26 protein-coding genes, 1 tRNA gene and 1 pseudogene are annotated in these 22,758 nt (G+C 59.0%); 16 read left to right on the forward strand and 12 right to left on the reverse strand.

Translation table 11 applies throughout. The features are described 5' to 3' along the window. Positions 1 to 74: 74 nt before the first annotated feature. Positions 75 to 329, forward strand: coding sequence for a succinate dehydrogenase assembly factor 2 (locus tag GH769_RS03860; RefSeq protein ID WP_014717362.1), 255 nt, complete (start codon positions 75 to 77; stop codon positions 327 to 329). Then, positions 313 to 759, forward strand: coding sequence for a protein YgfX (locus GH769_RS03865; protein WP_003189446.1), 447 nt, complete (start codon positions 313 to 315; stop codon positions 757 to 759). The genes GH769_RS03860 and GH769_RS03865 overlap by 17 nt, the downstream gene beginning before the upstream one ends. Here the strand turns inward: GH769_RS03865 and nadB are convergent. Further along, complete coding sequence (gene nadB, locus GH769_RS03870) at positions 728 to 2,344, reverse strand: L-aspartate oxidase (protein WP_003189449.1); 1,617 nt, start codon at positions 2,342 to 2,344, stop codon at positions 728 to 730. The genes GH769_RS03865 and nadB overlap by 32 nt on opposite strands. Positions 2,345 to 2,804: 460 nt before the next feature. Here nadB and rpoE point away from each other — a divergent pair, with 460 nt between their 5' ends. From rpoE to GH769_RS03890, 4 genes are all read left to right on the forward strand, one after another. Then, positions 2,805 to 3,386: an RNA polymerase sigma factor RpoE gene (gene rpoE, locus GH769_RS03875; protein WP_003172477.1), complete on the forward strand. Its 582-nt coding sequence runs from the start codon at positions 2,805 to 2,807 to the stop codon at positions 3,384 to 3,386. Positions 3,387 to 3,418: 32 nt separating this feature from the next. Beyond that, positions 3,419 to 4,006: a sigma-E factor negative regulatory protein gene (locus tag GH769_RS03880; RefSeq protein ID WP_003189451.1), complete on the forward strand. Its 588-nt coding sequence runs from the start codon at positions 3,419 to 3,421 to the stop codon at positions 4,004 to 4,006. 16 nt (positions 4,007 to 4,022) lie between these two features. Beyond that, complete coding sequence (locus GH769_RS03885; protein WP_032903174.1) at positions 4,023 to 4,982, forward strand: MucB/RseB C-terminal domain-containing protein; 960 nt, start codon at positions 4,023 to 4,025, stop codon at positions 4,980 to 4,982. A gap of 233 nt (positions 4,983 to 5,215) precedes the next feature. Beyond that, positions 5,216 to 6,652, forward strand: a complete 1,437-nt coding sequence (locus tag GH769_RS03890; protein ID WP_014717365.1) for a DegQ family serine endoprotease — start codon at positions 5,216 to 5,218, stop codon at positions 6,650 to 6,652. A gap of 68 nt (positions 6,653 to 6,720) precedes the next feature. On the opposite strand, the gene GH769_RS03895 is transcribed toward GH769_RS03890, so the two are convergent. Continuing rightward, on the reverse strand, positions 6,721 to 8,154 hold the full coding sequence (locus GH769_RS03895) for a M48 family metalloprotease (RefSeq protein WP_003189458.1): 1,434 nt from the start codon (positions 8,152 to 8,154) through the stop codon (positions 6,721 to 6,723). Between the two features lie 95 nt (positions 8,155 to 8,249). On the opposite strand from GH769_RS03895, the gene GH769_RS03900 reads away from it, so the two are divergent. Beyond that, the gene (locus tag GH769_RS03900; RefSeq protein WP_014717366.1) at positions 8,250 to 8,489 is read left to right on the forward strand and encodes a sulfurtransferase TusA family protein; all 240 of its coding nucleotides are present in this window, start codon (positions 8,250 to 8,252) and stop codon (positions 8,487 to 8,489) included. Between the two features lie 19 nt (positions 8,490 to 8,508). Here the strand turns inward: GH769_RS03900 and GH769_RS03905 are convergent, their stop codons facing one another. Both GH769_RS03905 and GH769_RS03910 read right to left on the reverse strand, forming a co-directional pair. After that, positions 8,509 to 8,982 (reverse strand): peroxiredoxin, encoded by a 474-nt coding sequence (locus GH769_RS03905; protein WP_014717367.1) that lies wholly within the window; start codon positions 8,980 to 8,982, stop codon positions 8,509 to 8,511. Positions 8,983 to 8,996: 14 nt separating this feature from the next. Then, positions 8,997 to 9,557, reverse strand: coding sequence for a glycine cleavage system protein R (locus GH769_RS03910; protein WP_003189463.1), 561 nt, complete (start codon positions 9,555 to 9,557; stop codon positions 8,997 to 8,999). 262 nt (positions 9,558 to 9,819) lie between these two features. On the opposite strand from GH769_RS03910, the gene dapA reads away from it, so the two are divergent. The 5 genes from dapA (at position 9,820) to GH769_RS03935 (ending at position 13,508) form a co-directional block, all read left to right on the forward strand. Continuing rightward, positions 9,820 to 10,698, forward strand: a complete 879-nt coding sequence (dapA, locus tag GH769_RS03915; protein WP_014717368.1) for a 4-hydroxy-tetrahydrodipicolinate synthase — start codon at positions 9,820 to 9,822, stop codon at positions 10,696 to 10,698. Positions 10,699 to 10,715: 17 nt separating this feature from the next. Continuing rightward, complete coding sequence (bamC, locus tag GH769_RS03920) at positions 10,716 to 11,831, forward strand: outer membrane protein assembly factor BamC (RefSeq protein WP_014717369.1); 1,116 nt, start codon at positions 10,716 to 10,718, stop codon at positions 11,829 to 11,831. A 4-nt stretch (positions 11,832 to 11,835) separates the two neighbouring features. Then, positions 11,836 to 12,594 (forward strand): MBL fold metallo-hydrolase, encoded by a 759-nt coding sequence (locus GH769_RS03925; protein WP_014717370.1) that lies wholly within the window; start codon positions 11,836 to 11,838, stop codon positions 12,592 to 12,594. A gap of 27 nt (positions 12,595 to 12,621) precedes the next feature. Then, positions 12,622 to 13,335 carry a phosphoribosylaminoimidazolesuccinocarboxamide synthase gene (gene purC, locus GH769_RS03930; protein ID WP_005786030.1) on the forward strand — a complete coding sequence of 238 codons (714 nt, stop codon included), beginning with the start codon at positions 12,622 to 12,624 and terminating at the stop codon, positions 13,333 to 13,335. A gap of 83 nt (positions 13,336 to 13,418) precedes the next feature. Continuing rightward, positions 13,419 to 13,508: transfer RNA gene (locus GH769_RS03935), tRNA-Ser, on the forward strand. Between the two features lie 95 nt (positions 13,509 to 13,603). Here the strand turns inward: GH769_RS03935 and GH769_RS03940 are convergent. After that, positions 13,604 to 13,897, reverse strand: a pseudogene (locus GH769_RS03940) (type II toxin-antitoxin system RelE/ParE family toxin). Continuing rightward, positions 13,887 to 14,126: a type II toxin-antitoxin system RelB/DinJ family antitoxin gene (locus GH769_RS03945; RefSeq protein WP_014717442.1), complete on the reverse strand. Its 240-nt coding sequence runs from the start codon at positions 14,124 to 14,126 to the stop codon at positions 13,887 to 13,889. Before GH769_RS03945 ends, GH769_RS03940 begins: the two are co-directional and overlap by 11 nt. Positions 14,127 to 14,532: 406 nt before the next feature. Between GH769_RS03945 and GH769_RS03950 the strand changes: the two genes are divergently transcribed. Continuing rightward, entirely contained in the window at positions 14,533 to 14,787 is a 255-nt protein-coding gene (locus GH769_RS03950; protein ID WP_032903173.1) for a DUF6124 family protein, read from the forward strand. A 72-nt stretch (positions 14,788 to 14,859) separates the two neighbouring features. On the opposite strand, the gene GH769_RS03955 is transcribed toward GH769_RS03950, so the two are convergent. From GH769_RS03955 to GH769_RS03970, 4 genes are all read right to left on the reverse strand, one after another. After that, positions 14,860 to 16,086 (reverse strand): MFS transporter, encoded by a 1,227-nt coding sequence (locus tag GH769_RS03955; protein WP_014717445.1) that lies wholly within the window; start codon positions 16,084 to 16,086, stop codon positions 14,860 to 14,862. 245 nt (positions 16,087 to 16,331) lie between these two features. Beyond that, entirely contained in the window at positions 16,332 to 16,619 is a 288-nt protein-coding gene (gene nadS / locus GH769_RS03960; RefSeq protein ID WP_014717446.1) for a NadS family protein, read from the reverse strand. A gap of 2 nt (positions 16,620 to 16,621) precedes the next feature. Then, entirely contained in the window at positions 16,622 to 16,936 is a 315-nt protein-coding gene (locus tag GH769_RS03965; protein WP_032903171.1) for a type II toxin-antitoxin system RelE/ParE family toxin, read from the reverse strand. Positions 16,937 to 17,042: 106 nt separating this feature from the next. Further along, on the reverse strand, positions 17,043 to 17,984 hold the full coding sequence (locus GH769_RS03970) for a LysR family transcriptional regulator (RefSeq protein WP_014717448.1): 942 nt from the start codon (positions 17,982 to 17,984) through the stop codon (positions 17,043 to 17,045). Between the two features lie 157 nt (positions 17,985 to 18,141). Between GH769_RS03970 and GH769_RS03975 the strand changes: the two genes are divergently transcribed. The 3 genes from GH769_RS03975 (at position 18,142) to GH769_RS03985 (ending at position 21,889) form a co-directional block, all read left to right on the forward strand. Continuing rightward, entirely contained in the window at positions 18,142 to 19,458 is a 1,317-nt protein-coding gene (locus tag GH769_RS03975) for an MFS transporter (RefSeq protein ID WP_032903170.1), read from the forward strand. A gap of 11 nt (positions 19,459 to 19,469) precedes the next feature. Further along, positions 19,470 to 20,702, forward strand: coding sequence for a Zn-dependent hydrolase (locus tag GH769_RS03980; protein WP_019818457.1), 1,233 nt, complete (start codon positions 19,470 to 19,472; stop codon positions 20,700 to 20,702). A gap of 134 nt (positions 20,703 to 20,836) precedes the next feature. After that, positions 20,837 to 21,889, forward strand: coding sequence for a histone deacetylase family protein (locus GH769_RS03985; RefSeq protein WP_019818455.1), 1,053 nt, complete (start codon positions 20,837 to 20,839; stop codon positions 21,887 to 21,889). A gap of 18 nt (positions 21,890 to 21,907) precedes the next feature. Here GH769_RS03985 and GH769_RS03990 read toward each other — a convergent pair whose 3' ends face one another. Beyond that, positions 21,908 to 22,261, reverse strand: coding sequence for a type II toxin-antitoxin system RelE/ParE family toxin (locus GH769_RS03990; RefSeq protein WP_032903169.1), 354 nt, complete (start codon positions 22,259 to 22,261; stop codon positions 21,908 to 21,910). Then, the gene (locus GH769_RS03995) at positions 22,258 to 22,662 is read right to left on the reverse strand and encodes a type II toxin-antitoxin system ParD family antitoxin (protein ID WP_014717453.1); all 405 of its coding nucleotides are present in this window, start codon (positions 22,660 to 22,662) and stop codon (positions 22,258 to 22,260) included. The genes GH769_RS03990 and GH769_RS03995 overlap by 4 nt, the downstream gene beginning before the upstream one ends. Positions 22,663 to 22,758 lie beyond the last annotated feature (96 nt).

Genomic DNA, 22,758 nt, shown 5'->3' on the forward strand with positions numbered 1-22,758 from the left:
GTCGCGGTCGACCAAAGCCGACTGTTCCGGTGTCGCCTGGGCTGTATACTTGCGCTCTATTTTAGGAGGGCTCCATGGTCGAAGATGTAGAAATCAATCGCCTCTACTGGCACAGCCGTCGCGGCATGCTGGAGCTGGATGTGTTGCTGGTGCCTTTCACCAAAGAGGTGTACGCGACGCTCAATCAGGTGGACCGCGACCTCTACGTCAGGTTGCTTACGTGCGAAGACCAGGACATGTTTGGCTGGTTCATGGAGCGCGCCGAATCCGAAGACCCGGAGCTGCAGCGCATGGTTCGGATGATCCTGGACCGTGTCCAGCCCAAGTAATCGTTTCGAATGCCGCTGGCAGGCCTCGCGGCTGTTGCTGGCGGCCTATGTGCTTGCCCAACTGATCGCGCTGGGCAGCCTGCTGGTTCTAAACCTGCCTTACTCAAGCCTGGGCATCCTGTTATGCCTGGCTCATTGTGCCTGGGTGTTACCGCGGCAAATTCTGCTCACTCACCGTTCGTCGATTCGTGGCCTGCGCCGTGACGACGATGGCTGGCAATTATGGAGCGCCGCACGCGGGTGGCACCCTGTGCAACTGCGGCCCGACAGCCTGGCGTTGCCGCTGATCGTGGTGTTGCGTTACCGGGCGCAGGGTGAACGGCGAGTGCGGTCCATCTGCGTGCCAAGGGATGCACAGGCCGCCGATGTGCACCGGCGCCTGCGGGTACGCCTGAAGTTCAGCCGGCGTAGGTGGTTGGCACCAGGATAGTGTCCCGGGCTTCGGGCAGCATCTGTGGATAGTCGAGGGTGTAATGCAAGCCGCGGCTTTCCTTGCGCTCCATGGCCGACCGGATCATCAGCTCGGCCACTTGGGCCAGGTTGCGCAATTCGATCAGGTCGCGGCTGACCTTGTAGTTGCTGTAGAACTCGTCGATCTCATCCAGCAGCAAGCGCACCCGATGTTGCGCCCTTTGCAGGCGCTTGTTGGTGCGCACGATGCCCACATAGTCCCACATGAAGCGTCGCAGCTCGTCCCAGTTGTGAGCGATGATCACGTCTTCGTCCGAATCAGTGACCTGGCTCGCATCCCAGCGGGGCAGGGCGGCTGGTACCGGGATGCGCGGCAGTTGCTCAAGAATGTCCGCTGCCGCCGAGCGGGCATACACGAAGCATTCGAGCAATGAATTGCTGGCCATGCGGTTGGCGCCGTGCAGGCCAGTGAAGCTGGTTTCGCCGATGGCATACAGGCCCGGCACGTCGGTGCGGCCATGCTGATCGACCATCACGCCACCGCAGGTGTAGTGCGCGGCCGGCACCACGGGGATCGGGCCCTTGGTGATGTCGATATTGAAGGTCAGGCAGCGTTCGTAGACGGTCGGGAAGTGGGTCTTGATGAAGGCTTCGGGCTTGTGGCTGATGTCCAGATACACGCAGTCGATACCCAGGCGCTTCATTTCGTGGTCGATGGCGCGGGCGACGATATCGCGTGGTGCCAGCTCGGCGCGTGGGTCGAAGCGCTGCATGAAGCGTTCGCCATTGGGCAGCTTCAAATGTGCGCCTTCGCCGCGCAGGGCTTCGGTTATCAGGAAGCTCTTGGCCTGCGGGTGATACAGGCACGTGGGGTGGAATTGGTTGAACTCCAGGTTGGCGACCCGGCAGCCCGAGCGCCAGGCCATCGCAATGCCGTCGCCGCACGCACCGTCGGGGTTGCTGGTATAGAGGTAGACCTTGGCGGCGCCGCCCGAGGCGAGAATGGTGAAGCGTGCGCCATAGGTATCGACTTCACCGCTGGTGCGGTTCAGTACGTAGGCGCCCAGGCAGCGTTCGCCCGGCAGGCCCAGGCGTTTTTCGGTGATCAGGTCGACGGCGACGCGCTGCTCCAGCAATTGGATGTTGGGGCGTTGGCGGGCCTGATCGAGCAGGGTCTTGAAAATCGCGGCCCCGGTGGCATCGGCAGCGTGAATGATTCGGCGATGGCTGTGGCCGCCTTCGCGGGTCAGGTGGAACTCAAAGCCACCGTCGTCGCTGCCGGCATGTTCATCGCGGGTGAAGGGCACACCTTGGTCGATCAACCATTGGATGGCTTCCCGGCTGTGCTCGACGGTGAAGCGCACGGCGTCTTCGTTGCACAGGCCACCGCCGGCGTTAAGGGTGTCTTCGACGTGGGATTGCACGGTGTCTGTGTCGTCCAGCACCGCAGCCACGCCGCCCTGGGCCCAGAAGGTCGAGCCGTTGGCCAGGTCGCCTTTGCTCAAAACCGCTATACGCAAATGGCTGGGCAGGGTCAGGGCCAGGCTCAAGCCGGCGGCGCCGCTGCCGATGACGAGGACATCGTGTTGAAACTGTTGGCTCATTTGACGGATTCCGCAAAAAGCGATCCAAAGGGGGGCGCAAACAGGACGCCTGGATCGGCGAATCAAAGGGTCACACGGGCCACTAGTATATAGAGGGGTGGAGCGGCACAATAGCCACGCCTTCGTGGCATTGTGAGATTATGCTGCGCAGCGTTGGGAAACGGCCGGTTGGCGGGACGGGAACTTTTTGCATAAGCCCCGACTCAATAGCAGGTTGCCCGAAAGCTGGGAAAACGTTGAGTTTATTGGCCCGTCGGGAGCATTGGACGCGTCACGAAACCGGCGACAAGATTATTCGCGCAGCCGGCACCGACCGTGCTGCGTTTTTCGTGTGTGCCAAATCAGTGCATGCCGGAAACTTGCTTGAAGGGGGAGAACTTTTGCGAAAAGCCCGAGTCTATGTTTGCAAGCCTGATCGTTTAGTTATGCAAGCCTCCTTCAAGTACAACGAGGAGTGTTCATGCTAACCCAGGAAGAGGATCAGCAGCTGGTCGAGCGCGTACAGCGCGGTGATAAGCGAGCATTTGATCTGCTAGTGCTGAAATACCAGCACAAAATTCTCGGGTTGATCGTGCGGTTTGTGCACGACACCCATGAAGCGCAGGACGTTGCACAGGAAGCCTTTATCAAGGCTTACCGTGCACTTGGAAATTTCCGCGGTGACAGTGCGTTTTATACGTGGCTGTACCGCATCGCCATTAACACGGCGAAAAACTATCTGGTGTCACGCGGTCGCCGCCCACCAGACAGTGATGTCAGTTCAGAAGATGCAGAATTTTACGATGGTGATCACGGCCTCAAAGATCTCGAGTCGCCGGAGCGTGCATTGCTGCGCGACGAGATCGAAGGCACCGTTCATCGCACTATTCAGCAACTGCCAGAAGATTTGCGTACGGCGTTAACTTTACGTGAATTCGATGGTCTGAGTTACGAAGACATTGCGAGCGTCATGCAATGTCCGGTGGGGACTGTGAGGTCACGGATTTTCCGGGCCCGAGAAGCCATCGACAAAGCCTTGCAACCGTTGTTGCAGGAAAACTAAAGACAGCGGCGACAGCCAAGAGAGGAACCGCCATGAGTCGTGATGCCCTGCAGGAATCGCTGTCCGCAGTGATGGATAACGAAGCGGATGAACTGGAACTTCGTCGAGTGCTCAACGCATTTGATGACGCCGAAACCCGTGATACCTGGTCTCGTTACCAAGTCGCTCGGGCGGTGATGCACAAGGATCTCCTAATCCCTCGTCTGGATATTGCTGCGGCCGTTTCTGCTGCACTGGCGGATGAAGCCGTTCCGGCAAAAGCCTCGCGTGGTCCATGGCGTAGCCTGGGTCGTCTGGCAGTGGCCGCCTCGGTGACCGTTGCTGTGTTGGCAGGCGTTCGCCTGTACAACCAGGACGAGATCGCAGGCAACGAGCTGGCCCAGCAGACTCAGCAGCCGGTCATGGCCGGTCCGCAAGTCAAAGGCCCGGCCGTGCTGGCTGGCTACAAGGAAAGCACCGATACCACCGGCCCTATGGCCAATGGTGTACTTCAGGGGCAATCCGGCTGGCAAGATCAGCGCCTTCCAGGCTACCTGCGTCAACATGCGCAGGAATCGGCCGCCAAAGGCACTGAAAGCGCTCTGCCATACGCTCGCGCAGCAAGCCAGGAAAACCGCTGATTCGCTAAGGAGCCCTATGCGCGCCATACCGCTCCTTGCGCTTTTGCTCAGTAGTTGGTTTGCACTATCCGCCCATGCCGATGAAGCCCAAGACTGGCTGACTCGACTTGGGCGTGCAGAGCAGCAGCAAAGCTTCGAAGGTACGTTTGTCTACGAACGTAACGGCAGTTTTTCAACCCATGACATCTGGCACCGCGTCCAGGATGGTCATGTCCGTGAACGATTGTTGCAACTTGACGGCTCCGCCCAAGAAGCGGTCAGGGTTGATGGTCGGGCACAATGTGTCAGTGGCACGTTGGTTGCCGGTCTCGGTCATTCGCCTGAGGCACCCTCGCGTATTCTTGATCCAAAAAAACTCACTTCATTCTACGATCTGGCCGTCATTGGCAAATCCCGTGTGGCCGGTCGTAATGCGGTGATTGTGTCGATCAGCCCGCGTGACCCCTACCGTTATGGGTTTGAATTACACTTGGACCGTGAAACTGCGCTGCCGCTCAAGTCCTTGCTGCTAAATGACCAGGGGCAGTTGCTGGAGCGTTTTCAGTTCACCCGCCTGGATACTTCGGCCACTCCTTCTGAGCAGAGCTTGCAGCCCGGCAGCGACTGTTCGCCGGTAACAATGTCCGCCGCTAAATCTCCTGACATGTCTGCCACGCAAAAGTGGCATCTGGACTGGCTACCGCCTGGTTTCCAACAGATCAGCAGCGCTACGCGCAAAGATTCCCAAACGAAATCTACCGTCGACAGCCTGATGTATGACGATGGGCTCGCGCGTTTTTCGGTGTTTCTTGAGTCAGCCAACGGCGCTGATGTAAATGAAACCCGCGCTCAGCTTGGGCCGACCGTGGCAGTATCCCGGCGATTGAATACGGTGGATGGCGAAATGATGGTTACGGTGGTGGGCGAAATTCCCATCGGCACAGCTGAACGTATCGCGTTGTCGGTGCGTGGTGAAAAAGCCGCCGCCAAGCCCTGAGATTGTTAATCTTATGTTCATCCTGGTCTATCAATCTGGGCCCGAATTTCGTTGGGTGCTGGGCGTATGAAATCTCTGGACAGCATTTTCACTTGCAAAAACTTCCCATGTTTTTTATAGGTCAGGGTTTGATGGCTCTGGCCTTGTTTGTTCGCGGAGCAAAAATGCCACTCGCAGTATCCGGCGTTTATTGAACCCTGTCGCTTAACCCTGCTCGTCGTAACGGGAGCTGTATGTCGATACCACGTTTGAAGTCTTACTTATCCATAGTCGCCACAGTGCTGGTGCTGGGTCAGGCCTTACCTGCGCAAGCGGTCGAGCTGCCTGATTTCACCCAGCTGGTGGAGCAGGCCTCGCCTGCCGTGGTGAACATCAGTACCACGCAGAAGCTGCCGGATCGCAAAGTCTCGAACCAGCAGATGCCCGACCTGGAAGGCTTGCCGCCCATGTTGCGCGAGTTCTTCGAACGCGGGATGCCCCAACCTCGCTCTCCCCGTGGTGGCGGTGGTCAGCGCGAAGCCCAGTCCCTGGGCTCCGGCTTCATCATTTCGCCTGACGGCTACATCCTCACTAACAACCATGTGATTGCCGATGCCGACGAGATTCTCGTGCGCCTGGCCGACCGCAGTGAACTCAAGGCCAAGCTGATTGGCACCGATCCACGTTCCGACGTGGCTTTGCTCAAAATCGATGGCAAGGATTTGCCGGTGCTTAAGCTGGGCAAGTCTCAGGACCTGAAAGCCGGTCAGTGGGTGGTCGCGATCGGTTCACCGTTCGGCTTTGACCACACCGTTACCCAAGGCATCGTCAGTGCCATCGGTCGCAGCCTGCCAAACGAGAACTACGTACCGTTCATCCAGACCGACGTGCCGATCAACCCGGGTAACTCCGGTGGCCCGCTGTTCAACCTGGCCGGCGAAGTGGTGGGGATCAACTCGCAGATCTACACCCGCTCCGGTGGCTTCATGGGCGTGTCCTTCGCGATCCCGATCGATGTGGCCATGGATGTCTCCAATCAGCTCAAAAGCGGCGGCAAGGTCAGCCGCGGCTGGTTGGGCGTGGTAATCCAGGAAGTGAACAAGGACCTGGCTGAGTCCTTCGGTCTCGACAAGCCGGCCGGTGCCCTGGTTGCGCAGATTCAGGACAATGGCCCTGCGGCCAAAGGCGGCCTGAAAGTGGGCGATGTAATCCTGAGCATGAACGGCCAGCCGATCATCATGTCGGCAGACTTGCCTCATTTGGTCGGCGCGCTCAAGGCCGGCGGCAAAGCCAAGCTGGAAGTGATTCGTGACGGCAAGCGCCAGAACGTCGAACTGACCGTTGGGGCAATTCCGGAAGAAGGCGCGACCCTGGACGCCCTGGGCAACGCCAAGCCAGGTGCCGAGCGCAGCAGCAACCGCCTGGGTATCGCCGTGGTTGAACTGACCGCCGAACAGAAGAAAACCTTCGACCTGCAAAGCGGTGTCGTGATCAAGGAAGTTCAGGACGGCCCAGCCGCCTTGATCGGCCTGCAACCGGGTGACGTGATCACCCACTTGAACAACCAGGCAATCGATACCACCAAGGAGTTCGCCGACATCGCCAAGGCGTTGCCGAAGAATCGCTCGGTGTCGATGCGCGTCCTGCGTCAAGGCCGTGCCAGCTTCATCACCTTCAAGCTGGCTGAGTAATCCGCTAGACCTATAAAAAAGCCCCGCTGCCGGTTAACGGCAGCGGGGCTTTTTTGTGGGCGGCGGGTTCAGCTCATCATGCCTTTCACCAGGCGCTCCTGTTCGATCAGCTCACGCTGACGGGCGTCGATGCGCGAGGACAGCGGGAAGTTATTGCCAGCACGCCGCTTGGCAAAGTCCAACTGCTGGATGGCTTGCTGGAAATCCCCCACCAATGCGAAATATTCAGCGCGAGCCTGATGCAGGCCAATAATGTTGCCGGACAAACCGCGGGTTTCAGCAACCTGATACCACACGTCCGGATCGTCCGGCCGCGACTTGAGTAGCCCGTCCAGCGCCTTTTCTGCATCGGCGGTACGGTTCTGTTTAAGCAACAGATCTACCCGCACCTGGTTCAATGGATAGTTGCTGGGGTACTGGGTGAGCATGCGGTCGGTACGTTGTTGCGCATCCGGCATGCGGTTGCTGGTGATGTCCAGTTCGATTTGGGCCAGGTTGTAGGTGATGTCGTTAGGCGCCTTGGCCAGCAACGGCGCCAGGCTTTCCCGCGCTTCCTTGAGTTGAGTACCCTTGATCTGGGCGATGGCCAGGCCATAACGCGCTACATCATTTTTAGGGTTTTCATCCAGCTGTGCCTGGAAGCGCTTGGCGGCCAGACCTGGCGTGTCTTCGTATTTGAGCTGCACCCGTGCGCGAATCAATTGATAGCGCAGGCTGTCTTCCTTGCCGCCAGGTTTGGCTTGTTCGGCGCGGTTGCGGGTGTCGGCGATACGCGATTCGGTTACCGGGTGAGTCAGCAGGAATTCCGGCGGCTTGGCGTCGAAGCGGTATTGGCGCATCAGCCGTTCGAACATGGTGGGCATGGAGCGCGGGTCGTAGCCGGCTTTCTCCAGGTTGAGAATACCGATGCGGTCGGCCTCTTGCTCGTTCTGGCGGGAGAAGCGGCGCTGTTCCTGGATCGCGGCGGCTTGTGAGCCGGCAATCGCGGCGATACCGGCATCACCGGCACCCGCAGCAGCGGCGATAATGCCCCCAAGCAGGGCGGCCATCATCGGCAGTTGCATGCGTGATTGCGCTTCCACGCCTCGGGCGAAGTGGCGCTGGGACAAGTGTGCCAGTTCGTGGGCCAGTACCGACGCGTATTCACCTTCGGTCTGTGCATTGAGAAACAGGCCGCCGTTGACCCCGACGATCCCACCGGGAGCCGCAAAGGCGTTGAGCTGTGGGCTGTTGATCAGGATGAATTCCAGGCGCCGGTCATTGACCTGGCTGGTCTCCACCAGCTTGTACACGCTGGTTTCAACGTAATCCTTGAGTTGCGGGTCGTTGAGTTGCGAAACCTGGCCGCGCAGGTAGGCCAGCCAGGCGCGGCCCAGTTGGTATTCCTGTTGCGGCGAGACAATGGCAGAACTGGCATCACCAAGTGACGGCAGGTCGTCAGCGAAGGCCGGGGAGGCCAGCAGGCAGGCCAGCGTCAGCAGGGTAGGGCGCAAAAAAGTCATGCACAAAGCCTTTCGACAAAGAGCTTACTGTAGCCGGACACTGAGCTTGGGACCAGATATTCTAAGCAGCCCGAATGTTTGCCTGGAGTAACACCATGACCGACGCTGTAGCCTGTGACGCCGAACTCGACGCCAGCGGTCTGAACTGCCCTTTACCATTGCTCAAGGCCAAGCTGGAGCTCAATAAAATGGCCAGTGGTGCCGTGCTCAAGGTGACTGCCACCGACGCCGGCTCCCAGCGTGATTTTCGCACCTTTGCCAAGCTGGCCGGCCACACCCTGGAGCATGAAGACGCCGCCGAGGGTGTGTACCGTTATTGGTTGCGCAAGGCCTGAAGGCCTTATCGAGGCAAGATCAAGCCTTGTTCAGCGCCTGCGCTGCCGCCAGAACCGCATCAACATGGCCCGGCACTTTCACGCCGCGCCATTCCTGACGCAGGACGCCTTGGCTGTCGATCAGGAAGGTGCTGCGATCCACGCCCAGGTATTCCTTGCCATACAGCTTCTTCAACTTGATTACATCAAACAGCTGGCAGACCGCTTCGTCCTTATCGCTGATCAGCTCGAACGGAAATTCCTGTTTGCCCTTGAAGTTCTCGTGGGACTTCACGCTGTCACGCGACACGCCGAACACTTCGGTGTTGGCGGCCTTGAACGCGGCGTACTGGTCACGAAAACCCTGGCCTTCGGTGGTGCAGCCAGGGGTGCTGTCCTTCGGGTAAAAGTAGATCACCACTTGCTTGCCCTTGAAGGCTGCAAGGCTGAAGGTCTGGCCGCTGGTGGCCTGGGCCTCGAAATCGGCCACGGGTGTGTCGATGGCTACCGGCATAGAGAAGTACTTCCTTACATTGGGTTCTGTGGGCGCCATGGCTCAATCAAGGCGTCGAGGTTCAGGGCATCGGCGAAATCCAGGAACTGGTCGCGCAACCAACTGATCTGTACACCGGCCGGCAAGGTCACGGTAAAGGTGGCATTGAGCATGGTGCCGCCGGTTTGTGGCGCCTGGTAGGTGTCACAGGTCAGGTTTTCCAGCTCGACGTTGTGGTCGATAAAGAACTGGCACAACTCGTTGACGATGTCCGAACGGTAGGCCGAGCTGACATAGGCTACGTAAGGCAGGGCCTGGGGACGGTTTTCCAGGGCAGCGCTGCGTACCACGTTGACGGTGAAATCATGCTTCTTGGCCAGGCCTGGCAGGCCGGTTTCCAGACGCGCCAAGGCATCCCAGGAGCCAGAAATCTGCAGGACCAGCGCACTGCACTCGCCATGGCGGGTCAGGCGGGAGGTCACGACGGCGCAGCGGTTCTCATGGCTGGCGCGGCACAGGACGTTGGTCAGCTCCATGGGGTTGGCGCCGAGGGCACTGATAACAAGGAATTGTTCGCGAACTGTGGGGGTGGACATGCAGCCTTCCTAAAGCGATGAGCGGTCGATACCGTGTGGGCGGTATCGATCAAAGGATCAAGGGTAGCGAAAAGCGTCGCCAAGGGCTAGGAGGTGGCGTTTTCATTGCGTGATCAGCCCGCTTCGGGCGGTGCTTTGGCCTAATGATGGCATTGCCCGTCGTTTAGTTGCGCCAGAACGCATCCTCACGCGGTACTTCGCTTGTACAAGCATCTTGGCGCCAGTACCATTACGGCTCTCTTTTTCCGGCAGGAGCGGTTGCATGATTGCGGGCAGTATGGTGGCACTGGTCACACCCATGGATGCACAAGGTCGTCTCGACTGGGACAGCCTGGGCAAACTGGTGGACTTCCACCTGCAAGAGGGCACCAACGCCATTGTGGCGGTCGGCACCACAGGTGAATCGGCCACCCTTGATGTGGAAGAACACATCCAGGTGATCGAATTCGTGGTCAAGCGCGTAGCGGGCCGCATTGCCGTGATTGCCGGTACGGGCGCCAACTCGACGCGTGAAGCGATCGAGCTGACCAAGAACGCCAAGAAGGCCGGCGCCGACGCTTGCCTGCTGGTGACTCCGTACTACAACAAGCCGACCCAGGAAGGCTTGTACCAGCACTTCAAAGCCATCGCCGAAGCCGTGCAGATCCCGCAGATCCTCTACAACGTACCGGGTCGCACCGCGTGCGACATGAAGGCCGAGACCGTGATCCGCCTGTCCACCGTGCCGAACATCATCGGCATCAAGGAAGCCACCGGCGACCTGCAGCGCGCCAAGGACATCCTGGCCGGCGTGAGCAGCGACTTCCTGGTGTATTCCGGTGACGACGCCACCGCTGTCGAGCTGATCCTGCTGGGTGGCAAGGGCAACATCTCCGTGACCGCCAACGTGGCCCCGCGCGCCATGAGCGATATGTGTGCCGCCGCCATCGCGGGCGATGCAGCCACCGCGCGTGCGATCCACGAGAAGCTGATGCCGCTCAACAAGACACTGTTTATCGAATCCAATCCTATTCCCGTGAAGTGGGCGCTGTTTGAGATGGGCCTGATGCCGGACGGTATCCGTCTGCCGCTCACCCGCCTCAGCGAAGCCTGTCACGAACCGCTGCGACAGGCCCTGCGCCAGTCCGGCGTCCTGGTTTAATTGAGGAAGCACTACGCATGAAGCGATTGGCCGGACTTTCCGCACTTGCCTTGATTATCTCCAGCACCAGTGGCTGCGGTTGGGTATGGGGCCCGGAAGGCTACTTCCGTGACCGCGGCAGCGATTACCTGGAAGCGCAAGCAACCAAACCGATGCAACTGCCGCCTGATGTCAATGTCGCCAAGCGCCTTGACCCGCTGCTGCCGATTCCACGCAACGTTGCCGACGACACGGTCAAGGGTGAGTACGTAGTGCCACGCCCACAGCCGATTATGTCCGTGGCCGATGCCAGCGACTACAGCCTGCAAAAAAGCGGCGACAATCGTTGGATCGTGGCTCAGCGTCCGCCTGCCGAGGTCTGGCCGGTGGCGGTGCAGTTCTTCCAGGACAACGGTTTTAGCATCGACCAGCAACGCCCGCAGACCGGTGAGTTCACCACCGCGTGGCAGCAAGGTCGCGAGCTGTCCGCCAACATGGCCCAGCGCCTGCTGGCGGGCGGTGTTGCCGCCGACAGCGAAGCTCGTGTGCGTGTGCGCATCGAGCCAGGCGTGCAGCGCAACACCAGCGAAGTCTATGTGGTCAGCGCCGAGCGTCCTGCAGGCAGCACAGCCAACGTCGATTTCACTCCACGTTCGGTCAACACGGGTGTTGACGCCGCGCTGGTCGACGAAATGCTCGCCAGCATGAGCCGTATTTCCGAGAAGGGCGGTTCCGTATCCTTGCTCGCCGCCCGTGATTACGACACCCCTAGCCGCGTCAGCCTCACCGAAGACGGCAGTGGCAACGTCGTGCTGAACCTGGGTGAAGACCTCGACCGTGCCTGGGCCAGTGTTGGCCGCGCGTTGGAGCAGGGCCCTTGGCGCGTTGAAGACATCAACCGCAGCCTGGGCCTGTACTACATCAACGTGGCTGAAAAGGCTGAGAAGAAGGACGACGAGCCAGGTTTCTTCGGCAAATTGTTCGGCAGCGCGCCGACCAAGGAAGAGATCGAAACCCGTGCCGAGCGTTATCAGGTTCGTTTGAGCAAGGTGGGCGAAAGCGTGCAAGTCACCGTCGAGAAGAACATCAACACCGTCGCGCCAGCTGAAACAGCGCGCAAAGTGTTGGGGGTGATTCAAGACAACCTGGGCTGATCCGATGCGTTTTGCCGTTCTCGGCAGCGGTAGCCAAGGGAACGGTACGCTGGTCGCCCACGATGACACGTATGTGCTGGTCGATTGTGGTTTCTCGTTAAGAGAAACCGAGCGACGCCTGCTGCGCCTCGGTGTTCACCCGGCGCAGTTGAGCGCGATTCTAGTGACCCACGAACATGCCGACCACGTGCATGGCGTGGGTTTACTGTCTCGGCGCTACAATCTGCCGGTGTACATGAGCCGCGGCACGTTGCGCGGGATGCGCAAACCCATCGAGCCGGCAGGTTTTCTGGCTGGTGGCGAGCAACTGCAAATCGGTGCCCTGAGCATCAATGTCGTCGCGGTTGCCCACGATGCCCAGGAGCCGACGCAATACGTATTCAGTGACGGTGAGCGGCGCTTCGGTGTGCTCACCGACCTGGGTTCTTATTGCGCCAAGGTGCTGGAGGGTTACCGGGACCTCGATGCCTTGATGATCGAGTCCAACCACTGCCGAGACCTGCTGGCACGCGGTCATTACCCTTACTTTCTCAAGCAACGGGTGGGCGGCGAGCTGGGACATTTGAACAACCACCAGGCCGCATACCTGGTGTACGAGTTGGGCTGGCAAGACCTGCAACATCTGGTCCTGGCTCACCTCAGCAGCAAGAACAACCTGCCGACGCTTGCCCGGCAATGTTTTGTCGACACCCTAGGGTGCGACCCGGACTGGCTGCAACTGGCCGATCAAGATTCAGGGCTCGACTGGCGACACATCGCCTAGCCCACCTTACTCAAAGCGGAGCCCATCATGGAAAAACGTGAAGAACTCTACCGCGGTAAAGCCAAGTCGGTGTACAAGACCGACGACGCCAACCGCCTGATCCTGCTGTTTCGCAACGACACCTCGGCGTTCGACGGCAAGCGCATCGAACAACTGGATCGCAAAGGCATGGTGAACAACAAGTTCAACGCCTTCATCATGCAGAAGCTCGAAGCGGCCGGTATCCCGACCCAATTCGACAAACTGCTGGGCGACAACGAGTGCCTGGTCAAGAAGCTCGACATGATCCCGGTGGAATGCGTCGTGCGCAACTACGCCGCCGGCAGCCTGGTCAAGCGCTTGGGCGTGGAAGAGGGCCTCAAGCTCAACCCTTACACGTTCGAACTGTTCTTGAAGGACGACGCCAAGGGCGACCCGTTCATCAACGAATCCCACGTCGTGGCGTTCGGCTGGGGCACCGCTGAGCAACTGGCGCGCATGAAGGAGTTGTCCCTCAAGGTCAACGACGTGCTGACCAAGCTGTTCGACGACGCCGGCCTGTTGCTGGTGGACTTCAAGCTCGAATTCGGCGTATTCCACGACGGCTCCATCGTCCTGGGCGACGAATTCAGCCCGGACGGCTGCCGCCTGTGGGACAAGGACACCAAGAAGAAGATGGACAAAGACCGCTTCCGCCAGGGCCTCGGTGACGTGATCGAAGCCTACGAAGAAGTCGCCAATCGTCTCGGCGTACCGCTGTAATCGACGCAAGCATCTGATAGCACGGAAAAAAATCACCTTTGGGGTTTGCTTCCGCGAAACACACTGTTATGATGCGCGCCGTTGGAGAGATGCCAGAGTGGCCGAATGGGACGGATTCGAAATCCGTTGTACCTTCACCGGTACCTAGGGTTCGAATCCCTATCTCTCCGCCATTACATAGAAAAAGCCCCGCAGCTGAATAAGCTGCGGGGCTTTTTCATTTCCAGTCTTTATCAGCGACTGCTTCAGGGATATTTTCCAGTCCTGCCTAACGCTGATCAAGGCGCTCAGACGCTTTGCGATAAGCCTGATCACGCTCACGTTTATCAACGGCGACCACGAACACCGCAATTTCCTGATCGATCACTTGATACACCAGCCTGTACCCGCTACTACGCAGTTTGATCTTGTAGCAGTCAGGCAGGCGATGTAGGCGATTAGCCTCAATACGTGGGTTGTTCAGGATTTCGACCAGCTTCTTTTTGAGTTGCTGACGGAGGGTGTCACCGAGCTTTTGTCATTCTTTCAATGCACGCGCATCAAAATCAAGGCTATAGGTCATCCAAAGAAACCCTTACGCGTTGAGGCGATGCAAGACGCTCACGTACGGTCGCCATCAAGGCTTCATCCTCTTCAGTCATCAGCACAGGCTTAAATGGCAACTGGCCGCGCTCGGCAACATATTGCAACGCCTGGCGTATCAGTTCGGAAGGGGTGACACCAAGTTTCTCCAGCTCCAGGTAGGCGCGAGCTTTCAGGTCGTCATCGATACGAATGTTGATAGATGCCAAGGGATAGCTCCTTGTGTAATGACGTTGGTCATTACATTGGAGCAATCGGGTTTCATTGGCAAGTTTGTCTGGACATACGGCAGTCGCTCTCATCTGTTGATCCTACTTTTTGGCCGTCGGCTTTGCCGGGCGCTTTTTATCGGTTTCTTTCACCGTTTCCCTTGGTCTTTTCTTCGCCTCTTGCTCGGTTACGTATTCACCTGTGACCGCATCGCGATATCTCGTTGGCATATCAGCACCCTTGACAGTATGTCGCCACGGCGGCGACTTTTTGAGACTAGCTCGCAGGCTTATGCACACAAGGTTCCCGGTGGAGATTCTGGTTACCAAGCTTTGCCGAAACAGGTGCTTACGTTGTGCAGGTTCGGCAGTTTTCGTGCAGGGTTGCGTTGGCTGGGGTTACATCATGAATAAGATCACCGCTGATTCTACCGAAGGGCATGCACGCAAAATCTTTTGCGTAGCCGATGATGTCGGCACCGAAGAAACCCTTATAAACGCCACCGAAACCCTCTCATCCGCCCTTCAATCCGCCTACCAATGCGCCGAAGATCCAGTCAGCACGCAGTCGCCCGTGATCATGGCCCTGGCTCAATTGATCGAGAACGCGCAAGCCTTGGTGGATGCTGTCCTCGAGCGTGATTTCCCCGCGGCCAAATAAATACCTGCTCCCTGAAACGAAAAAAGCCTGCTGAGCTCAATGCTCAGCAGGCTTTTTGCGCCTACAACCCGGTCAGGCTGGCTGCGCCACCAGGCTATTACTCACCTTGCGTCCCAACACCAGCACGGTCGCAAATCCGAAACCCACCAACACCGTGGCCAGGCTCAACAACACCGAGCTGCCCATCTGGTCGACGATCCGCCCGCCAAAGAACGAGCCCAGGGCAATGATCACCTGAAACAGCGCCACAAACAGCGGCATGCCGCGTTCTACATCCTTGGGCGCCACGACGAACATCCAGATGCTCGCGCAGGCCGGGAAAGCCCCGAAGGCGAAGCCCCACAGGGCGATCAGCATCGCCGCGCCGGTCATGCCGGTGGCGAAGTAGGGGAACAGCGCGGTGCTGGTGCCGATCATCAGTGCGACCAGCAACAGGGTGTTGCGTACGCTGCGGTTGGCGGCAAAGCCGGCGAAGATATTGCCCAGCACCCCAGCCACGCCATACAGCAACAACAGCGAGCCAATCGTCGGTCCGTCGAAGCCGGAGCTGTGTTTAAAGAACGGTGCGACATAGGTGTATGCGGCAAAGTGTGCGAGACCGATCAGCAGCACGGCGATCAACCCGACCCGTGCTTGTGGGTTGATAAACAAAGCCGGCAGGTCACGGATCTGAATGGCTTTCTCCGGGGTGAGTCGCGGCAGCAGGAAGATCTGCGCCAGCAGTACCGGAATGCCCACCAACGCCGTGACCAGGAAGGTCATGCGCCAGCCCATCAGGCCGCTGAGCCATGTACCTACCGGCACGCCCAACACGGTGGCCAGGGTTACGCCCATCATGATGATCGAGGTGGCTTTCGCAACCCCCACGCCTTTGGGCGCCAGCCGCCCGCTGAGGGCAATGGCGGTGGCCCAGAAGCCGCCGATGCTGATGCCGAGCAATACGCGGCCGAACAGCAGCAGGCTGAAATCGGTGGCAAAGGCCACCACCGAGTTGGCGATGATCATCACCAGTGTCAGGCCAATCAGCAGGTAGCGACGGTCCATGGCGCCAATGCTGACCGACAGAAACGGCGCGGCGAGGGCGGCCATGATGCCGGGTAATGTGACCATCAATCCGGCGTGACCGGCACTGATACCCAGGTCGCTGGCGACGTCGTTGAGTACGCCCACCGGCAGGAATTCACTGGTCACCAGGGCAAAGGCACCCACGGCGACCGAAAGAATCGCCAGCCACTGCTGTTTGACGCTTTGTTGATTATGTTCGGGAAGGCCGTTAGAGGCCTGGCTCGCGCTTGGCATGGTGTGGGATTCCAAGGTGAAAGTCGCCTGAGGTCAGACGCAGGAGAGGGAAGCTGGGGGCGATTATAGGAATCAGTGTTGGCAATCGAGCAGGCGCTCGTTTCGATAGTAATCATCAGTGCTATCGATGTGAGGTTTTTGAAGAGTCCTCACTCAGCATCACAAACGAAAAAGCCCGAAGTTGAGTCAGCTCCGAGCTTTTCCGGTTATGACGATGTTTAAGGTGCAGGGGGGGGAGTTTTATTTTAGCTAGCCAGCGCGTTCAGTACATGTACCGGGTCGTTATGGATAGCTTTCAACAACGCCTTTGCCGGCCCAGTAGGTTCGCGACGACCCTGCTCCCAGTTGCGCAACGTACCGAGCTGAACGTCAATCAGCGCTGCGAATTTAGCCTGGGTCAGCCCTGTTGCCTTACGGATCTCTTTAACTCGCATTGAGTCGACATGAAATTCACGGGATGGCTCCCGTTCTCCGCGCAGGATCTCGTTCATCTCTTGAACGCTTTCCATCAATTCATCAAAAAGTCGGCTCATAGCTATCTCCAGTGCTCAATCGCAGCCTTCAGTGACTTGCGTTCGTCGGCGCTCAAGTCCTGCTGTTCATTTTTGGGATAGATCATCAGTAAAACAATCTGTGATGCCGAGGCGAAGTGGTAATAGATCACACGTGCCCCGCCTCGTTTACCATGGCTCTTGGCTGCTACTCGTATTTTGCGGATACCGCCCGTACCCTCAATCACATCGCCTGCAGCGGGATTCACTACAAGCACGTTCTGAAAGGCCGTGTAGGCATCTTCGTCGATCAATTCTTTAACGCGACGTGTGAAGACCGATGTCTCAATGAAAATCATCGCTAATGTACGCCATTGGCTTAGTTCGCTGCAATCCTAGCCGTGCGCGCTTCGGTGCGCATCCGGTGAGTTGTAACTGCTTTTTGGCGCACTCGGATGCGGCCAATTATGTTCTGGCCAACCGCTCCAAAAGGCACTCAATAAACACCCCCTCCGCCCGACTCATCTTCTGCTCCCGGTTCCAAAGCACGTGAATATCCACATCCGCAATGCCCTCATCCGGCGGCAGCCGCCAGAGCAGCCCGTTCTGCACATCTTCGGCCACTACATGCACCGGCAGGCATCCCAGGCCATACCCGGCAATCACCAGGCGCCGCACTTCTTCCAGGCTGGATGACGACGCCACAATCCGCCCGCCGAACCCTTGCTGATCACGGAAAATAGTCAGCGGCGAGAGCATCCCGCCAATCTGGTCGCTGGTAAAGCTCACGAAATTTTCCGATTGCAGATCCCCTTCGACCAACCCTGTGCGTCCGAACAATGGGTGGTGTTTCCCACAAAAAAACGCATAACGCTGACGCAGAAACAGATGCTGTTCCAGGCGCGGTTGTGGCCGGCGGTTGAGGCTGAGCCCCAGGGTCGCGGTTTTTTCCAGCAGCGCGGCAACAATGTCGGAGCTGCGCATCACTTCGACCTCCAGGTCTACCCGTGGGTGCTCGCGATGAAAGCCTGCGAGAAAGTCATCGAAAGTGTCGGAATTAATCCGGCTGATCATCAGCAAGCGCACTTTGCCGATCACTTCATCACCCGGCTTTTGCAGGGCGTTGCTCATCTGCGAAACCTGGCCGTACATCTCCCCGGCAATGGCGAAGATCTGTTCACCCGCCTCGGTGAGTACGAAGCGCGGGCCACGGCGCAGGATGAGCTGGCAATCCAGCTGTTCTTCCAGGCGCTTGAGCGCCTGGCTGATCGCCGGTTGCGTCAGATGCAGGCGGGCAGCAGCGCGGCTGATGCTCAGTTCCTGGCCGATCACGCGGAAGGTGCGCAGCAGGTTCCAGTCCAGGCGGTCGTTGAGCAGGGGGTGAATATCGCGGCGGGATTCGGGCATGGCATCGCTCGATAATAAGCAGTTTTTATAATTAAGATAATAAATAGAAAATTGACTAATCATAGCCCCAGGCCGAAAAATCGGGCTTAACGAGCGCCACCAGAGCGCACTGGTTTGATCTTCTCCTGCCAAAAAAATAACCAAAGGAGCCAGCCCCATGAAGCCTTCCGCTTCGCCGCAGCCTCGCCGTGCCGCGGCCGCCGCCTTTATCGGCACCATGATCGAGTGGTACGACTTTTACATCTATGCCACCGCCGCCGCGCTGGTGTTCGGTCAGCTGTTCTTCCCTTCCGACGATAGACTGTTCAGCACCATGGCCGCCTTCGGCACCTTCGCCGTGGGCTTTTTCGCACGGCCGTTGGGCGGCATCGTGTTTGGCCATATCGGCGACCGCATCGGGCGCAAGAAGTCCCTGGTGATTACCCTCGTGATGATGGGCGTGGTGACGGTGTGCATCGGCCTGTTACCGACCTATGCGCAGATCGGCGCTGCCGCGCCAGTGCTGCTGATACTGTTGCGAGTGGTGCAGGGCATTGCGGTCGGCGGCGAGTGGGGTGGGGCGGTGTTGATGGCCGGGGAACATGCGCCAAAGGGGCGACGTAACTTCTTTGCATCTTTCGCGCAGTTGGGCAGCCCGGCCGGTTTGATTCTGTCCTTGCTGGCGTTCAGCGCCGTCACTCGTCTGCCGGAAGAAGACCTGCTCAGTTGGGGCTGGCGCCTGCCGTTCCTGGCCAGCGCCTTACTGCTAGTGGTCGGCCTGGCGATTCGCCTGGGTGTGAACGAGTCGCCGGAGTTCCTTGAAGACAAGGCCCTGGCGGAAAAGGCCCGTGCTATTAAAAAGGACCAAGCCCCCGTCCTCGAAGTGCTGAAGACCGCTTGGCGCCCGCTATTGCTGTGCATTGGCGCCAATACGTTGGGGATTGCCGGCGTGTATTTCACTAACACCTTCATGATTGCCTACAGCACTCAGCAATTGGACCTACCGCGATCGCTGATCCTGGAATGCCTGTTCTTCGTTGCCATTATCCAGTTCTGCGTTCAGCCATTGGCCGCCTGGGTGGCGGAGAAGGTCGGCGCTACGCGGTTCCTGTGCGCCATGTGTGTACTGGCAATGGCTTCGCCGTATCCGATGTTCGTCTTGGTCAGCAGCGGCCAGGCGCCCTTGATCATCCTCGGCATTGCCTTGGCGGTGGTGTGCATGGCGTCGTTCTACGCCGTCATCGCAGGTTTTGTCAGCGGCCTGTTTGAAACCCGTGTGCGCTACACCGCGATTTCCCTCGCCTACCAGGTATGCGGCGCGTTGGCCGGTGGTTTGACGCCGCTGATCGGCACCTGGCTGGCTCATCAATACCTTGGCCAATGGTGGCCGATGGCAGTGTTTTACAGCGTGATCGCGGCGGTCTCGTTGGTGTGCGTGCTGGCCTTGTCCCGCCGCCACGCCACGGCTCACCGTCTGGAAATGGCACACAGTTGAGGGAGTCAGTAATGTTGAAGATTAATGGCGAGCGCCTGTGGCATAGCCTGATGGACATGGCCGAGATCGGCGCGACGGCACGCGGTGGCAGCTGCCGTCTGGCATTGAGCGCTGAAGACAAGGCCGGTCGTGAGCTGTTCAGCCACTGGTGTACAGCCGCTGGCCTGACGTTGAGCGTGGACGCTATTGGCAACCTGTTCGCCCGCCGCGGCGGCACCGATAAGGACGCAGCCCCTGTGATGATGGGCAGCCACCTGGATACCCAGCCCGAAGGTGGACGCTTCGATGGGGTGTACGGCGTGTTGGCTGGCCTGGAGGTGATCCGCAGCCTTGACGACCACGGCATCCAGACACGCAAGCCATTGGAAATTGCAGTGTGGACCAACGAGGAGGGCGCCCGTTTCACCCCGGCCATGCTGGGCTCGGCGGTGTTCACCGGCACGCTCGCCCTGGACAAGGCACTGGCAACCGCCGATGTAGACGGTATCAGCGTGAACGAGGCGTTGCGCACCATCGGCTACAACGGTGAGCGCCCGTTGGGTGGCGCAGTAGATGCGTATTTCGAGGCGCATATCGAGCAAGGCCCGATCCTGGAAGACAACGCCAACAGCATCGGCGTAGTCACCGGTGGTCAAGCGATTCGCTGGCTCGATGTGCGGGTCGAAGGCATGGCCGCGCACGCTGGCACCACGCCGATGCCGTTGCGCAAAGATGCGCTGTACGGCGCGGCGAAAATGATCCAGGCCCTGGAAAACCTCGCTGCCGATTTTGCCCCGCAGGGTCTCACCACTGTGGGTGAACTGAGCATCGCCAAGTCGTCGCGCAACACCATTCCTGGCTTGCTCAATTTTACCGTCGACCTGCGCCATCACCGCGACGCCGACATCGACGCCATGGAGCAGCAAGTGCGTGCACGCCTGCAGGCTATCGCTGACCACCGTGGCCTGAGCGTCACCATCACGCCTCACTGGATCAGCCCGGCCACGCCGTTCGACGCCGAATGCGTGGCTTGCGTGCAGGCTGCGGTGGACGGCTTGGGCTACAGCCAGCAGACCATCGTCAGCGGTGCCGGCCACGATGCGATTCACCTGGCGCGCTATTGTCCCACCGCCATGATCTTCATCCCCTGCGTTGGCGGCCTCAGCCACAACGAAGCCGAAGATGTCTTGCCCGACGATGTGCGCCAGGGCACCGATGTATTGCTTAACGCCGTCTTGAAACGCGCCGGGCATGTTCATTTCTAAAGGCCGACGCCGCACCCCTGTGGGAGCTGGCTTGCCTGCGATAGCGGACTGTCAGAGAACAATGTACTGCCTGATTCACCGCTATCGCAGGCAAGCCAGCTCCCACAGGTTCTGTGTTTATCCAGGAGCAACTCATGAAGACGTTTTTTCACCCCGAACAACTCCTGCATCACCCACGTAGTTACTACTCCCGCGGCCAGATGCGCACGCCCCAGGAGGTTCCCGAGCGCGCGCGCAACCTGTTGCTGGCTGCGCAAACCCTGGGCTTCGATATCCAGCAACCGGCCGACTACGGTCTGGATCCGTTGCTCGCCGTGCACGGCGGCGACTACCTGGCTTTTCTTCAAGAAGCTCACCAGCGCTGGAAAGAAATCCCCGAAGACTGGGGCGACGAAGTCATGTCCAACATCTTCGTGCGTGAACCCAATGCCTTGCGCGGCATCCTGGCCCAGGCGGCACGCTACCTGGCCGATGGCAGTTGCCCCATCGGTGAGTTGACCTGGCGCTCGGCTTATTGGTCAGCCCAAAGCGCCATCGCCGCAGCGGGAGACATCCTCGATGGCGCCCCTGCCGCCTACGCCTTGTGCCGGCCCCCGGGCCATCACGCCCGCTTCGACGCGGCCGGTGGCTTCTGTTACATCAACAATGCGGCCGTGGCTGCGCAAGCACTGCGCCAAGGTTTCCAGCGTGTCGCCGTGCTCGATGCCGATATGCATCACGGCCAAGGCATCCAGGAAATTTTCTACGACCGCGACGACGTGCTGTATGTGTCGATCCACGGCGACCCGACCAACTTCTATCCTGGCGTGGCAGGCTTTGCCGAGGAAAAAGGCGGTGGCGCCGGCGAGGGGTATAACCTCAACCTGCCGATGCCCCATGGTGCCAGCGAAGCGGTGTTCTTCGAAAAGCTGGAGCAGGCCCTGGCAGCGGTGAAGGACTTTTCGGCGGATGTGCTGGTGTTGTCACTGGGCTTCGATATCTACGAGCTGGACCCACAAAGCAAAGTCGCGGTGACGCGGGAAGGCTTTGCGCGGTTGGGAGCCCGCATCCGCGCGCTGGGGTTACCCTGCGTGATCGTGCAGGAAGGCGGGTATCACTTGGAAACGTTGGACAGTAATGCCCAGGCGTTTTTCGGTGCACCAACGGCGTGGAACGCGCTATCAGGCCCTTCGCTAAAGGGTGATTGAACGCTAAAAGCCTGCTGATCAGTTTTCAGCAGGCTTTTCAGCCCTTGTCGGGTGTTCGTTCTCATCTGCATGCAACAACGCCGTGTAGTCTTGCCCGCCGTAAAACACCCCCACTATCGATACCGTTTTGAAGTCAGGCTTCACCCTGAACGCAATAATGGTGCTGCGACGATAGTGAGTGATGCGCAAGTCTTTCAGCAGGTTGTCACGGTGCATGCCGCGCAAGGGAAACAGGGCAAGGCTTTCGCAGTAGCTGACAAGATTGTCGATAAAACGCACCGCTACAAGAGGGGAGCCCACATCGCTGATGTAGTCTTCGAGGGCATAGAGCTGCGCCAAGACCTCGGGCGAAAAAACTACCGAGTAGCTCACGCTTGCCCTGTGCCTTTGCCCCGTCGTCTGGCGGCCATATGTTCGCGGACCTGTTCTGGCGATAACCCAAGCTCAGGCTTCGCCTCAAGGGCGGTCGCTGCTGGGATGACTTCGTCTCTGAGCCAATCTTCCATGGCACGATCACGCGCCAGCAACGCCCGCAGGCCATCGCGAATCACTTCACTTTCGCTGGCATATTCGCCAGCAGCCACCTTGGCTTTGACCATGGCAGCCATTTCAAGGGGCAAGGTGATGCTCATTTGCTGGGTTGAGCGCATGGGGTTATCCGCCAGGGTTGAGTAGGATTCAATCCTACTCGACCATTGGCGCGATGCAAGAAGCAACTGATCGATGCCGATGCCCGGCGACTCGTCGTCCATCCAGAAGGGGTAGGTTTCCATGAGTTGCTACGTCTCCAGTTGTGTAGGTCAGGCCCCAAGTATTGACCCGTTTTGGCGATCGCGTGGCCGCAGGCGGCCGATAACTTGCTGATATGT

Source organism: Pseudomonas sp. CFSAN084952 (assembly GCF_009648855.1).
Classification (GTDB): Bacteria; Pseudomonadota; Gammaproteobacteria; order Pseudomonadales; family Pseudomonadaceae; genus Aquipseudomonas; species Aquipseudomonas paracarnis.

Excerpts from the sequence above, each read along its gene's own strand:
- GH769_RS03860 (WP_014717362.1), top strand. The coding sequence starts at position 75 with ATGGTCGAAGATGTAGAAATCAATCGCCTCTACTGGCACAGCCGTCGC.
- GH769_RS03965 (WP_032903171.1), bottom strand. The coding sequence starts at position 16,936 with ATGATTTTCATTGAGACATCGGTCTTCACACGTCGCGTTAAAGAATTG.
- GH769_RS03950 (WP_032903173.1), top strand. The coding sequence starts at position 14,533 with ATGAATAAGATCACCGCTGATTCTACCGAAGGGCATGCACGCAAAATC.
- GH769_RS03955 (WP_014717445.1), bottom strand. The coding sequence starts at position 16,086 with ATGCCAAGCGCGAGCCAGGCCTCTAACGGCCTTCCCGAACATAATCAA.
- nadS (WP_014717446.1), bottom strand. The coding sequence starts at position 16,619 with ATGAGCCGACTTTTTGATGAATTGATGGAAAGCGTTCAAGAGATGAAC.
- GH769_RS03975 (WP_032903170.1), top strand. The coding sequence starts at position 18,142 with ATGAAGCCTTCCGCTTCGCCGCAGCCTCGCCGTGCCGCGGCCGCCGCC.
- GH769_RS03890 (WP_014717365.1), top strand. The coding sequence starts at position 5,216 with ATGTCGATACCACGTTTGAAGTCTTACTTATCCATAGTCGCCACAGTG.
- GH769_RS03900 (WP_014717366.1), top strand. The coding sequence starts at position 8,250 with ATGACCGACGCTGTAGCCTGTGACGCCGAACTCGACGCCAGCGGTCTG.
- GH769_RS03910 (WP_003189463.1), bottom strand. The coding sequence starts at position 9,557 with ATGTCCACCCCCACAGTTCGCGAACAATTCCTTGTTATCAGTGCCCTC.
- GH769_RS03905 (WP_014717367.1), bottom strand. The coding sequence starts at position 8,982 with ATGCCGGTAGCCATCGACACACCCGTGGCCGATTTCGAGGCCCAGGCC.
- GH769_RS03925 (WP_014717370.1), top strand. The coding sequence starts at position 11,836 with ATGCGTTTTGCCGTTCTCGGCAGCGGTAGCCAAGGGAACGGTACGCTG.
- GH769_RS03985 (WP_019818455.1), top strand. The coding sequence starts at position 20,837 with ATGAAGACGTTTTTTCACCCCGAACAACTCCTGCATCACCCACGTAGT.
- GH769_RS03885 (WP_032903174.1), top strand. The coding sequence starts at position 4,023 with ATGCGCGCCATACCGCTCCTTGCGCTTTTGCTCAGTAGTTGGTTTGCA.
- GH769_RS03895 (WP_003189458.1), bottom strand. The coding sequence starts at position 8,154 with ATGACTTTTTTGCGCCCTACCCTGCTGACGCTGGCCTGCCTGCTGGCC.
- GH769_RS03980 (WP_019818457.1), top strand. The coding sequence starts at position 19,470 with ATGTTGAAGATTAATGGCGAGCGCCTGTGGCATAGCCTGATGGACATG.
- bamC (WP_014717369.1), top strand. The coding sequence starts at position 10,716 with ATGAAGCGATTGGCCGGACTTTCCGCACTTGCCTTGATTATCTCCAGC.
- dapA (WP_014717368.1), top strand. The coding sequence starts at position 9,820 with ATGATTGCGGGCAGTATGGTGGCACTGGTCACACCCATGGATGCACAA.
- GH769_RS03970 (WP_014717448.1), bottom strand. The coding sequence starts at position 17,984 with ATGCCCGAATCCCGCCGCGATATTCACCCCCTGCTCAACGACCGCCTG.
- rpoE (WP_003172477.1), top strand. The coding sequence starts at position 2,805 with ATGCTAACCCAGGAAGAGGATCAGCAGCTGGTCGAGCGCGTACAGCGC.
- GH769_RS03995 (WP_014717453.1), bottom strand. The coding sequence starts at position 22,662 with ATGGAAACCTACCCCTTCTGGATGGACGACGAGTCGCCGGGCATCGGC.
- purC (WP_005786030.1), top strand. The coding sequence starts at position 12,622 with ATGGAAAAACGTGAAGAACTCTACCGCGGTAAAGCCAAGTCGGTGTAC.
- GH769_RS03880 (WP_003189451.1), top strand. The coding sequence starts at position 3,419 with ATGAGTCGTGATGCCCTGCAGGAATCGCTGTCCGCAGTGATGGATAAC.
- nadB (WP_003189449.1), bottom strand. The coding sequence starts at position 2,344 with ATGAGCCAACAGTTTCAACACGATGTCCTCGTCATCGGCAGCGGCGCC.